Raw genomic sequence first — 12,440 nt, 5'->3', positions numbered from 1 at the left:
ATAAAAAAACTTTAAAAGTATAATTTTAATTGATGAAATTTTTAGTAATGTGATAAGATAGATTTTTTATAAGTTTGATTTTTTAAAGCACGATAATTATTTTTTAATTTTGATATAACTTTATTTTATGCTTTATTTGAATTTTTATAAATTTATGTCCTACTAGCTTAGTATTTCTGACTGTAGGTATGATTAACAAATTATATTTAATAATATTTAAGAAAAATGGCAGAAAAAAGAAATATCTTTCTGATTGGACCTATGGGTGCTGGTAAAAGCACTATTGGTCGTCAATTATCTCAACAACTTAGAATGGAATTTTATGATTCTGATCAAGAAATTGAGAAACGAACTGGTGCTGATTTAAGTTGGGTGTTTGACGTAGAAGGTGAAAAAGGATTTCGTGATCGAGAAAAAAAAATAATTGATGAACTTACTAAACTCCATGGTATTATATTGGCCACAGGAGGTGGTTCCATAAAATCTAAAGAAGCACGGAATCAACTTTCATCGAGGGGTATTGTAATTTATTTAAAAACTACAATTGAAAAACAATTGTTGCGCACACAAAGGGATAAAAAACGTCCATTATTGCAAAAAGATATATTGACTCGTCGGGAAATTTTAGAAAACCTGGCATACGAAAGAAATCCATTCTATCAAGAAATAGCAGATATAGTAGTTAATACAGATGAAAAAAGCGCAAAAATTGTAGCTCATCGTATCATTTATTTGTTAGAAAAAATTCATTAGATTTTGACTAGCATCTTTTATAAAAGTTGATTAAATATGGAAAAATTGATCGTTGATTTAGGAAAAAACAGTTATTTCATTAGCATAGGTTCTAATTTATTAGTTAAAAAAAATATATTTTGTCCTTTAAAATCAGGTGATCAAGCAATGTTAGTTACTAATAAAACATTAGCTAATATTTGGAAAGACAAGGTTTTATATTACCTTAATAAGGCAGGAATTAGAGTAAATCAAGTAGTTTTACCAGATGGAGAAAAATATAAAAATTTATATGAAATGGAATCTATAATTTCTGCTTTATTAGAGCATAGGCACGGAAGAGATTCTACTTTAATTGCATTAGGAGGTGGAGTAATAGGTGACATTACTGGATTTAGCGCAGCTGTATATCAGAGAGGTATCAGATATATTCAAATTCCAACAACATTATTATCTCAAGTTGATGCATCTATAGGAGGTAAAACTGCTGTTAATCATCTTTTAGGAAAAAATATGATAGGTGCTTTTTGGCAACCTAGTTCAGTATTAATCAATATAGATTTTTTACATACTTTACCTAAAAGAGAGTTAATTTCAGGTATAGCCGAAATAATAAAATATTCCATTATTTTTGATGTTGATTTTTTTGTTTGGTTAGAAAATAATATTGATGGAATATTAAGTCTTGATAGTGAGGTAATAAAATATTGTATTCTTAAATGCTGTGAATTTAAATTAAAATTAATTGAACTAGATGAACGAGAAATGAATCTTCGTGCTTTATTAAATCTTGGACATACCTATGGTCATGCTATAGAATCTCATGTAGGTTATGGTAATTGGTTACATGGAGAAGCTGTATCAGCTGGTATTGTTATGGCAGCACGTACTGCAGAAAAAATGGGAAAGTTAGATAATAAAGATGTTCAACGTATAGAATTATTGATTGATAGAGTAGGTTTACCCATTAAAGGACCTAAAAATATGTTACCTTCTTCTTATTTTCCTCATTTTATGAGGGACAAAAAAGTTTTATCTGGTATGATTAGAATGGTTTTACCAGTTAAAATTGGTCAAGCTGAAATATTTACTGGAATTGATAAAAGCGTGATTTCATCTGTAATTGAAGATTGTATTTAAAAATATTATTTATAATATAAATTATGTTCATATTAAAAATAATTTTTTATGAAAATATATATTTCAATAATATTTATTATAAATATTATTTCAACTTAAAATATTTAATATTCTTAATATTTGTAATTTTCATTACAAAATTTATAATTATATATAAAGATATTAATTAAAAAATAAAATATTTTTATTTATATTTAATAAATTTTACTTTTACAAATATAAAAATTTTTATTGAATATATTAATTTATAAATTCAAGTATATGTATGTAATATATTTTTTTTGGTAATAAAATATATATAAAAATACATTATATATTAGTAATTTTTTTAATTTTTTTGAAATTTATTTTATTTATGATAGAAATGTTAAGTTTAAAATAAGATTTATATCTTTATTGAAAAAAATATTTTTTAGTGTATACATCAATTATTTTTATTATTAAAAATAAATAGATATTTTTTTTATAGAGTGAATTTTATTTTTTACAGATATATTATTTAGTAGGTATAAAATAGTTATAGGAAGCATATGAAAAAATTTTTATTGTCATCTTCAATTTTGTCTGCCGATTTTGCCTGTCTTGGAGAAGATACAAAGAAAGTATTAGAATCAGGTGCAGATATGATCCACTTTGATGTTATGGATAATCATTTTGTTCCTAATTTAAGCATGGGACCAATGGTTTTAAAAGCATTAAGAAATTATAATATTCATGCTGACATTGATGTGCATCTTATGACAAAGCCAGTGGATAATTTAATTCCTCAATTTGCAGATGCAGGAGCGAATTATATAACTGTTCATCCGGAATCTACATATCATTTAGATCGTACTTTAGATTTAATCAAGTTTCATGGTTGTAAAGTAGGATTAAGTTTCAGTCCGGCTACACCCATTGGTTTTCTTGATTATGTAATGGATAAATTAGACATGATATTACTAATGTCAGTAAATCCAGGATTTGGTGGACAATCTTTTATTCCCTCTGCTTTAGATAAATTACGTGAAATTAGAAAAAAAATTGATTCAAGTGCATATAATATTTTACTGGCAGTAGATGGAGGTGTAACGGTTAATAATATTGCTAATATAGCTTTAGCCGGTGCAAATGTTTTTATTATTGGTTCAGCAATTTTTAACTCTGATAATTATAAAAAGGTTATAAAAAATATGCATAATGCGTTGGAAATAGTAAATTATGGAGCTATTCATTAATTTTTTTTAATTGTATTACTATTTAACAGAAGAATTCTATAATGGAAAAAAATAAATCTATTTTGTTAAGTGCTATACAACCAACGGGTTGTTTAACTATTGGAAATTATTTAGGTGCCTTATCTCAGTGGAATAAAGTACAAAAAGAATATAATTCTATTTATTGTATAGCTGATTTACATTCAGTTACTGTTCAACATAATAATAAAGATTTACGTAAAAACATATTTGATACATTAGCTTTATATTTAGCTTGCGGTGTTGATCCAAAAAAAAGTATTATTTTTGTACAATCACATGTTTATGAACATACTCAATTAAATTGGATATTAAATTGTTATTCTTATTTTGGAGAATTAACACGCATGACGCAATTTAAAAGTAAATTAATTGATGGTAGAAAAAATATTAATATTGGTTTGCTTAATTATCCTGTTTTAATGGCATCGGATATTTTATTATATCAAACTAATCATGTGTTAGTGGGTATCGATCAAAAACAACATGTAGAATTAGTTATTAATATAGCTAATCGTTTTAATAATTTCTATAAAAGTAAAATATTTACTATTCCTGCTATATTACTATCTCAACAAGGTTCTAAAATTATGTCATTGTTAGAACCTACAAAAAAAATGTCTAAATCTAATATAAATAAAAAAAATACTATTTTTTTATTGGAAGAAATAAATTCTATTAGAAAAAAAATTAAAATGGCTGTGACTGATTCGGAAGAACCGGCAAGAATTTATTATAATTTTGAAAAAAAACCTGGAATTTCTAATTTACTAACTATTTTTTCTTGTTTTACAGGAAAAACAATTGCTGAATTAGAAAATGAATTTTCTAAAAATTCATATTTAGAATTTAAGGAGGCGTTATCGGATGCATTGTCTACTGTAATCTGTCGGTTACAAAGGTCTTATTTTGAATACCGTGAAGATGAATCTTATCTAACAAGGATTATAGTTAATGGAGCATCGCAAGCACGTGAGTATGCAAAAAAAACACTAGAAACTGTATATTATGTTTTAGGTTTACGTTAAACATGTGTATTTATTATACATAGAGGTATTAAATATAATAGATATCTTATCAAATATTAAGAATTTTACTTAATATTTTAGTATTTTTAATAAAATTTTATTTTAAAAATTAATGTTTTCTATGTTTTGTAAAAAAACCTAAAATAAATAATAAGATAAATACTATCAGATATAATATATTTGCAGTTATTAATGCTGAAGTAATACCAAATTTTGCTACAATAGGACTGGTAACAATAAACGTTAATAACGTTCCCATAGTACCAGCAGTTAAAATAAAATTAATTATTTTAGGTGAATTTCTTTTAGTTTGTAATGACCCTAATGTAATAATTAAAGTATAAATAGCACTAGAAAAAAATCCTAATAAAATAATTATCCATTGCAGGTATTCATAATTTATATTTTTAATAAATAAGTACATTAATGTACAGGAAATACCTGTAAGAAAAACTGCTATACGTTGTAAATCAAAGAATTTTAAGATACCACTGAAACACCACATACCTAACATGTATGCCATCCAGAAATTACTTACTAATTTACTAGCATCGACAATATTTGTTCCTATTAATTTTATTGAAAATTCGGGAATCCATGAAATAAATCCTAATTGTCCTAAAATATAACATAATGCGGACAGAGATAGTAAAAATATACTAATAGTATATTTTTCTTCTTTATTTATTTTTTTTTCTTGAGTTACGATATTTAAATGAGGAAATTTCGAGTTTATTGTTAATAAAAAAATAAATAAATAAATAATTCCTATTAATAGATAGATCCAGTACCATGTAATATTTTTTTTTAGTAAAAAAGCAGTAAAAATAGGAACAAGCATACCAGACATACTAAAAAAAGAATCTGTTAATAGCAGTAAGGAAGCTCTTTTACTTCCTTTATATAAATTAGTAATTAAAAAAGTTCCTATTGACATCGTAATACCGCTAATTATACCAAGCATAAAAATGCTAAATGAAAAAAATATTAAACTATGATTTAATATTAATATACATATCGATAGGATCATAAGAAAAAATCCTAAAATTATTTGTTTTTTTAATGGAATAATTTCCATTAGCCAAGCATTTAAGAATATAGATATTAAGATTCCAGCATTTAAAAAAGTAAAAATATTACTGGTATATGATAGTGATATTTGGAAGTATTCTGAAACTTTTCCCATAACTAATCCAGTAACAACAATTAATGCACCAGTTAAAGCGTAAGAAAAAAAACTAATCCAAATAAGACTTATACGATTTATTTTTGTCATTTTCTAATATCCTGAATTAAATTTATTCAATTTTATTAATTTTACATTATAATTAAATAATTAATATGAGTTGATTAATATATGATATTTTCGTATACAATCAGATAAGATATATAGAATATTAAAAATATAACTCATTTTCTATTTTTAAATATAAAAGTTAAATCAATAAACATTTAAAATATATTTTTAATACTAATTAATTTAATTATTATTAGAATAATTTTTATATATATCATGTATTTTTTAATACATATATTTTAGGTATTATAGGATATAAAAAATTTTTAATATATTTTAGGATAAATTTATGTTTTTATTGGTATTGTAAAGTTGATATTTATTTTTAATAATATTGCTTTATTTTTTAGTATAATATATTTGAATATGGGTATCATTTATTAATAGAATGATAATATTCTACGTAATATAAATAATATAATTATCATTTATATATAATACATGTTTAAGAAATATTTTTATAAATTAAATTATAGATAAAGTAATAAAAGAATTCATTTAGGTTTAATAGATAATGATTAATTGTGATGTTTTTAATAAATTTATTATGGTTATTTATGATATTTATAATCGCATATAAGTTTCAAAGAAAGAAGTGAATTATTAATTTTATTAATAAAAGAGTATATTTATTTTTTAGATCATAGTTGTGAGAAATTAGTTAGTGTTGTTTTAATTATTTTTAATTAACACTATGTAGGAAAAGATAAATAATTATTAAATATTGGTAGAATAGTAATTTATTAGTTAGTTTTAAAATTAGATAAAATTAATTACTAATAATTTCTTATTAATTCTATTAATAGAAGAAATAAGAAATTTCTAAATTAAAGAAATATTATATTAATAATATATTTAATATTAATGAAAAACAAGTTTTTTTATAAAAAATTTAATAATGAGAGATTCTTATAGTTTTCATCATTATTTGATAAAAAATTTTGATATTTTTAGTATTAAAAATATAGATATTGTCTTTTTATTTTTAAAATTTATTAAAATAATTTAATTTTTATTAAAAAATACTCATTTCAATATTTTTATTAAATTTATTTAATAATTTTCTTATTTTCAATATATCTATTTTTTAAATAGCATAAAATTTTTATTGATATGGATCATATCCATTTTAATGATCAGTGAAATATAAACTAAAATAGTGAAATTATTTCCTTATAAAAATTGGGTTTTTATCTTTAATTAATAACTTAAATAAATATTTAGTATTAATTTTTTATAAGTGGAATATAGGTGTTTAAAATAACTCATTTTGTTATAATTAGTATTGATTATTAAAATAATTAAGAATATTTTGGTATTATTTATATAAGAAAAATTAGATATTTTAAATATATTAATATTTTATTAGATAAAATACATATTATATAATATTTTTAAACAGATATACATTATATTAATAATAAATGAAAAATTGTTTCATGAGATAAGAGATAAAATGGTAAATAGTATTGGTATTTATAAAAAACAAATATTTTTTAATTTAAACTTATTTAAATTTTATTTTTTAAAAAAAATATTCATCATATTTATGATTTATGGAATAAAGTAGATTTATTTAATTTTTTAATAGATAATTTTATTATTGGAGTATTTTTTATTTTTCTAAAAAATTTATCTAGGTATAAATAAATTTAATATAGCATGTAAAATAAAGATTTTATGTTGATAATAAAGTATAATATTTGTCTATAACAAGGATAAAAAAATAATATAATTATGAATATTAAAAGTAATACTGTTCTCAAGAAATATCTCAATATATTTAAGTGTATTTGCATACTATATGGTGTATTTTTAATGCCTAGCGTATTTTCAGCATATAAATATTTTGAAACCACATCATTGAAAGGAAATATATCTTATATAACTCATGCACCTAATTTTAAAGAAGATAATGAAAAAACCTCTTATGCATTAGGGGCTTCATTAGGTAATTATATGGAGCATTCATTGATGGAACAGGAAAAATTAGGTTTTTTTCTAAATAAGATGCAATTTATTGCAGGGATAAAAGACACAATATTAGGAGAATTAAAATTATCTAATGAAGAGATTGCAAACAGATTAAAAAATTTAGAAAATAAATTAAGAGGTACAGAAATGATTTTTTTAAAAAAACAAACTGAGGAAAATAATAAAAAAGGAAAAATATATATATCTAAATTTATCAAACAAGCAGATGTGAAGAAAACAAAAACAGGATTATGCCTTTTAATAAAAAGAGCAGGAGATGGTACTACGCCTAAAAGTAATGATATGATTTTAGTGAATTATAAGGGAATATTCATTGATGGCACTGAATTTGATAATTCATATGTCAGCGGACCAATATGGTTATCTTTAAAAAATGTAATTCCAGGATGGCAAGAAGGTATAAAATACATAAAAAAGGGTGGACAAATTAAATTAGTAATACCTCCTCAATTGGCTTATGGAGAAAATGGGGTACCAGGTATTCCTGGTAATTCAACTTTGATTTTTGATATAGAATTAATAGATTTTAAATCTGTATTAGAGTAAAGAAATATTGACTATTAATGTCAATATAATAAAAATTCTTATTACTTAATTTTAAAAAAATGTTTTATTTATATTAAACATTATTTATTTTTTAAAATATTTTTGGTTGCAATAATGTATGAATTATTTGGTAATAGTAACTGGTTCGGCGTATGGCACAGAAAATGCTAGTACAGCTTTATTATTTTCTAAAGCTTTAATTGATTGTGGGCATGAATTGAATAGTGTTTTTTTTTATTTCAATGGTGTGTTAAATGCTAATAAAATGATATTTCCAGCTGATGACGAATATAATTTAGTTAAAGCTTGGGAAGATTTTAATGATCAGTTTTCAATTAAATTGAATATTTGCATTAGCGCAGCATCCAGAAGAGGCGTTATAAGTGATGAACAAGCTTTAAGAATTGGGCTTCAAAAAGGAAATTTGGCAAATGGATTTCAATTAGCTGGATTAGGTGCATTATCTGAAGCGATTCAAAAATGTGATCGTATCATACAATTTTAAATTAATTTTATGAAAAATATTGCTTTTGTTTTTTCCCATGCTCCACATGGTACTGCTTTTGGAAGAGAAGGTTTAGATATGATCTTATCGGCTTCTTTGACAATACAAAATATTTCTATTTTTTTTATTGGTGATGGAATTTTTCAATTAGTAAAAAATCAAAAACCAGAAAAAATATTATCTCAAGACTATGCATCTGCATTTTGCATTTTACCTTTATATGGTATCAATACATTTTATTTTTGTGCTAATTCTTTAATCGAACGAGGAATTTTAGAAAAAGATATTTTTTTATTAGACATAAATATTTTAGATAAATATGTTTTTCAAAAAAAAATTAGCACATGTGATGGTATTATCAATTTTTAAGAAGTTCTTATTATGCTACATACTTTAATGAATTCCCCTTTTAAAAGTAATATGGTATTATTATTAGATAATTTGAGAAAATCAGATGATTTTTTAGCGTTACAAGATGGTGTACTTATTGCTGTAAGAAAAAATTATTTTTTAAGAGATATCTTAAACTCATCAGCTAATCTCTATGTATTACAAGAAGATGTTGAAGCACGTGGTCTTAGTAATAAAATTTCAACGGAATTTATGATGATTAGTTATCAGAAATTTGTTTTTTTAACTGAAAAAAATAAGCAGCAAATGAATTGGTAAGTAATTAGTATTTTTTATAAAGTTTGATATCTTTGATTAATCTAAATTCTGCATGACCATAGCATTCTCAATTTAATTTATTATCTTAGCAATTATGAAAAATTTTATAATAGGAGTTTTTATGGCCACAATAAATCAGTTGGTTCGCAGACCTCGTGTTCGTAGAATTACAAAAAGTAATGTACCAGCATTAGATGGATGTCCACAAAAAAGAGGAGTATGTACCAGAGTTTATACAACTACTCCTAAAAAACCTAATTCAGCACTAAGAAAAGTTTGTCGGGTACGATTAACAAATGGTTTTGAGGTAACTGCCTACATTGGTGGAGAAGGACATAATTTACAAGAGCATTCAGTAATTTTAATCAGAGGTGGACGAGTAAAAGATTTACCAGGAGTTCGTTATCATATTGTTAGAGGTTCATTAGATTGTGCGGGAGTTAAAGATCGTAAAAAAAGTCGTTCTAAATATGGTGTAAAAAGATCAAAAGCGTAAATGTAACATTTACATATAACTGATATCCTTTTTGCAATTAGTTTGTTTATAAAAAATATAAATTTTCCCAAATGGAGTGTTTATGCCTCGTCGTCGTGTCATTGGAAATCGTAAAATTTTACCAGATCCAAAATTTTCGTCTGAAACGTTAGCTAAATTTATTAATATATTAATGGTTGATGGGAAGAAATCAATAGCTGAAGTAATTGTATATCGAGCGTTAAAAAAATTATCTCAACGTATAGGTAAATCTGAATTGGATATTTTTAATCTTGCATTAGAGAATGTACGTCCTACAGTGGAAGTTAAATCTCGCCGAGTGGGAGGATCTACTTATCAAGTTCCGGTAGAAGTACGTCCCGTAAGAAGAAATGCTTTAGCGATGCGTTGGATTATTGAATCTGCACGTAAACGATCGGATAAATCTATGTTTCTCAGATTATCTAATGAAATTTCTGACGCTACAGAAAATAAAGGAAACGCTGTTAAAAAAAGAGAAGAGATTCATAGGATGGCGGAAGCAAATAAAGCTTTTGCGCATTATCGTTGGTAAAATATTTTTTTATTTTTTAAGAATTAGTATTTTTATATATACATAAAGCCATTATTTTTTATTTATTAATGATTTAGACTATTTGAGGATCAGAGGAATAAAATGGCTCGTACTACTCCTATTACAAATTATAGAAATATTGGAATTAGTGCTCATATAGATGCTGGAAAAACTACTACGACTGAACGAATTTTATTTTATACAGGAATTAATCATAAAATAGGTGAAGTACATGATGGTGCGGCTACAATGGATTGGATGGAACAAGAACAAGAGAGGGGTATAACCATTACTTCTGCTGCAACAACTGCATTTTGGTCTGGTATGGCCAATCAATTTATGCCTCATAGAATTAATATCATTGATACTCCAGGACATGTTGATTTTACGATAGAAGTGGAACGCTCTATGCGTGTCTTAGATGGTGTTGTAATGGTTTATTGTGCAGTAGGTGGGGTGCAATCTCAATCTGAAACTGTTTGGCGTCAAGCAAATAAGTATAAAGTACCTAGGATTGCATTTGTTAATAAAATGGATCGGATGGGAGCTAATTTTTTAAAAGTAGTTGAACAAATTAAAAATCGTCTTGGTGCGAATCCTATACCTATTCAACTGGCAATTGGTAGTGAGGATACGTTTACAGGAGTAATTGATTTAATTAAAATGAAAGCTATTTGTTGGCTTGATACAGATCAAGGAGTAACTTTTACTTATACAGATATTCCGATTGATATGTTAGAATTATCTAAAAAATGGAATCATAAATTAGTTGAGTCTGCTGCTGAAGCTAATGAAGTTATCATGGAAAAATATTTAAATGGAGAACCATTATCTGAAGAAGAAATAAAATCAGCATTGCGACAAAGAGTTGTAAATAATGAAATCGTTATTATTACTTGTGGATCTGCATTTAAAAATAAAGGAGTACAATCTTTATTAGATGCAGTAATAGAATATTTACCATCTCCTATAGATATACAAAAAGAAAAAGAAATTGTAGACAAAAATGGAAATATAACTACTTTACCCAGTTCTGCTGATTCAGCACCATTTTCAGCATTAGCTTTTAAAATTGCTAGTGATCCATTTGTTGGTAATTTAACATTTTTTAGGGTTTATTCTGGTGTAGTTCGCTCGGGAGATACTGTTTTTAATTCTGTAAAATCTCAGAAAGAAAGATTTGGGCGTATTGTGCAGATGCATGCAAATAAAAGAGAAGAAATTAAAGAAGTACGATCTGGTGACATAGCTGCTGCTATTGGATTAAAAGATGTCACAACAGGTGATACTTTATGTGATAAAAAATACAAAATCATTTTGGAACGTATGGAATTTCCTGAACCAGTGATTTCTATTTCTGTAGAACCTAAAACCAAATCTGATCAGGAAAAAATGGGATTCGCTTTAAATAGATTAGCAAAAGAGGATCCTTCGTTTCGAGTGTGGATAGACGAAGAATCTAATCAAACTATTATTGCAGGCATGGGTGAATTACATTTAGAAATTATTGTTGATCGCATGAAAAGAGAGTTTAATGTAAGTGGTAATATTGGTAAGCCTCAGGTGGCTTATAGAGAAACAATTAAAGAATTAGTAAAAGATGTAGAAGGTAAACATATTAAGCAATCTGGAGGAAGAGGTCAGTACGGGCATGTAGTGATTGATTTATTTCCATTAGCACCAGAAACTAGTGAATCTAATTATAATTTTATAAATGATATTAAAGGTGGAGTAATTCCAGGAGAATATATTTCAGCAATAGATCAAGGTATTCAAGAGCAGCTAAAATATGGGCCCTTAGCAGGATATCCAGTGGTAAATATAGGTGTTCGTTTACATTTCGGATCTTATCATGATGTAGATTCTTCTGAAATAGCATTTAAATTAGCAGCATCTATAGCATTTAAAAATGCTTTTAAAAAAGCTAATCCAGTATTACTTGAACCTATCATGAAAGTAGAAGTAGAAACTCCAGAAGATTATATGGGAGATATCATTGGGGATTTAAATCGTCGCAGAGGCGTGATTGAAGGTATGAATAATATAATTAATGGGAAAATTATTTTTGCTAAGGTTCCTTTATCTGAAATGTTTGGATATGCTACTGATTTGAGGTCTCAAAGTCAAGGAAGAGCTATTTATTCTATGGAATTTTTACAATATTCTGAATCTCCTGCTAATATAGCTAAAAATATTATCTTAGAAAGAGAGAAATAAAATTTTTTTTATTTTATAAAGTATTAA

Annotated in this window: 12 protein-coding genes; 11 read left to right on the top strand and 1 reads right to left on the bottom strand. The window is 25.1% G+C overall.

The window, feature by feature from the left end:
- Positions 1-225: 225 nt before the first annotated feature.
- From aroK to trpS, 4 genes are all read left to right on the top strand, one after another.
- A complete protein-coding gene (aroK, locus tag AB4W65_RS02350; RefSeq protein ID WP_367673549.1) occupies positions 226-753 on the top strand; it encodes a shikimate kinase AroK in 528 nt (175 codons plus the stop codon).
- A gap of 36 nt (positions 754-789) precedes the next feature.
- Complete coding sequence (gene aroB, locus AB4W65_RS02345; RefSeq protein WP_367673548.1) at positions 790-1,872, top strand: 3-dehydroquinate synthase; 1,083 nt, start codon at positions 790-792, stop codon at positions 1,870-1,872.
- 530 nt (positions 1,873-2,402) lie between these two features.
- A complete protein-coding gene (gene rpe / locus AB4W65_RS02340; protein WP_367673547.1) occupies positions 2,403-3,089 on the top strand; it encodes a ribulose-phosphate 3-epimerase in 687 nt (228 codons plus the stop codon).
- A 41-nt stretch (positions 3,090-3,130) separates the two neighbouring features.
- Positions 3,131-4,135 carry a tryptophan--tRNA ligase gene (gene trpS, locus AB4W65_RS02335; RefSeq protein ID WP_367673546.1) on the top strand — a complete coding sequence of 335 codons (1,005 nt, stop codon included), beginning with the start codon at positions 3,131-3,133 and terminating at the stop codon, positions 4,133-4,135.
- 109 nt (positions 4,136-4,244) lie between these two features.
- Here the strand turns inward: trpS and tsgA are convergent, their stop codons facing one another.
- Complete coding sequence (tsgA, locus tag AB4W65_RS02330; RefSeq protein ID WP_367673545.1) at positions 4,245-5,411, bottom strand: MFS transporter TsgA; 1,167 nt, start codon at positions 5,409-5,411, stop codon at positions 4,245-4,247.
- Between the two features lie 1,839 nt (positions 5,412-7,250).
- Between tsgA and fkpA the strand changes: the two genes are divergently transcribed.
- The 7 genes from fkpA (at position 7,251) to fusA (ending at position 12,413) form a co-directional block, all read left to right on the top strand.
- Positions 7,251-7,973 (top strand): FKBP-type peptidyl-prolyl cis-trans isomerase, encoded by a 723-nt coding sequence (fkpA, locus tag AB4W65_RS02325; protein ID WP_367673544.1) that lies wholly within the window; start codon positions 7,251-7,253, stop codon positions 7,971-7,973.
- 118 nt (positions 7,974-8,091) lie between these two features.
- Entirely contained in the window at positions 8,092-8,478 is a 387-nt protein-coding gene (gene tusD / locus AB4W65_RS02320; RefSeq protein ID WP_367673543.1) for a sulfurtransferase complex subunit TusD, read from the top strand.
- A gap of 9 nt (positions 8,479-8,487) precedes the next feature.
- On the top strand, positions 8,488-8,847 hold the full coding sequence (gene tusC, locus AB4W65_RS02315) for a sulfurtransferase complex subunit TusC (protein ID WP_367673542.1): 360 nt from the start codon (positions 8,488-8,490) through the stop codon (positions 8,845-8,847).
- Between the two features lie 12 nt (positions 8,848-8,859).
- Complete coding sequence (tusB, locus tag AB4W65_RS02310; RefSeq protein WP_367673541.1) at positions 8,860-9,147, top strand: sulfurtransferase complex subunit TusB; 288 nt, start codon at positions 8,860-8,862, stop codon at positions 9,145-9,147.
- A 121-nt stretch (positions 9,148-9,268) separates the two neighbouring features.
- Positions 9,269-9,643 (top strand): 30S ribosomal protein S12, encoded by a 375-nt coding sequence (gene rpsL / locus AB4W65_RS02305; protein WP_367673540.1) that lies wholly within the window; start codon positions 9,269-9,271, stop codon positions 9,641-9,643.
- 82 nt (positions 9,644-9,725) lie between these two features.
- Entirely contained in the window at positions 9,726-10,196 is a 471-nt protein-coding gene (rpsG, locus tag AB4W65_RS02300; protein WP_367673539.1) for a 30S ribosomal protein S7, read from the top strand.
- A gap of 102 nt (positions 10,197-10,298) precedes the next feature.
- Positions 10,299-12,413 carry an elongation factor G gene (fusA, locus tag AB4W65_RS02295; protein ID WP_367673538.1) on the top strand — a complete coding sequence of 705 codons (2,115 nt, stop codon included), beginning with the start codon at positions 10,299-10,301 and terminating at the stop codon, positions 12,411-12,413.
- Positions 12,414-12,440 lie beyond the last annotated feature (27 nt).

The sequence above is a fragment of the Buchnera aphidicola (Pemphigus populi) genome, assembly GCF_964058935.1.
Classification (GTDB): Bacteria; Pseudomonadota; Gammaproteobacteria; order Enterobacterales; family Enterobacteriaceae; genus Buchnera_C; species Buchnera_C aphidicola_D.
The sequence above is the reverse complement of the archived record's forward strand: the minus strand, read 5'-3'. Positions and strand labels throughout refer to the sequence as shown.

Bases quoted from the DNA above. Each gene is read 5' to 3' on its own strand.
- aroK (WP_367673549.1), top strand. From the start codon at position 226: ATGGCAGAAAAAAGAAATATCTTTCTGATTGGACCTATGGGTGCTGGT.
- rpsG (WP_367673539.1), top strand. From the start codon at position 9,726: ATGCCTCGTCGTCGTGTCATTGGAAATCGTAAAATTTTACCAGATCCA.
- aroB (WP_367673548.1), top strand. From the start codon at position 790: ATGGAAAAATTGATCGTTGATTTAGGAAAAAACAGTTATTTCATTAGC.
- tusB (WP_367673541.1), top strand. From the start codon at position 8,860: ATGCTACATACTTTAATGAATTCCCCTTTTAAAAGTAATATGGTATTA.
- tsgA (WP_367673545.1), bottom strand. From the start codon at position 5,411: ATGACAAAAATAAATCGTATAAGTCTTATTTGGATTAGTTTTTTTTCT.
- fusA (WP_367673538.1), top strand. From the start codon at position 10,299: ATGGCTCGTACTACTCCTATTACAAATTATAGAAATATTGGAATTAGT.
- tusD (WP_367673543.1), top strand. From the start codon at position 8,092: ATGAATTATTTGGTAATAGTAACTGGTTCGGCGTATGGCACAGAAAAT.
- tusC (WP_367673542.1), top strand. From the start codon at position 8,488: ATGAAAAATATTGCTTTTGTTTTTTCCCATGCTCCACATGGTACTGCT.
- rpsL (WP_367673540.1), top strand. From the start codon at position 9,269: ATGGCCACAATAAATCAGTTGGTTCGCAGACCTCGTGTTCGTAGAATT.
- rpe (WP_367673547.1), top strand. From the start codon at position 2,403: ATGAAAAAATTTTTATTGTCATCTTCAATTTTGTCTGCCGATTTTGCC.
- fkpA (WP_367673544.1), top strand. From the start codon at position 7,251: ATGCCTAGCGTATTTTCAGCATATAAATATTTTGAAACCACATCATTG.
- trpS (WP_367673546.1), top strand. From the start codon at position 3,131: ATGGAAAAAAATAAATCTATTTTGTTAAGTGCTATACAACCAACGGGT.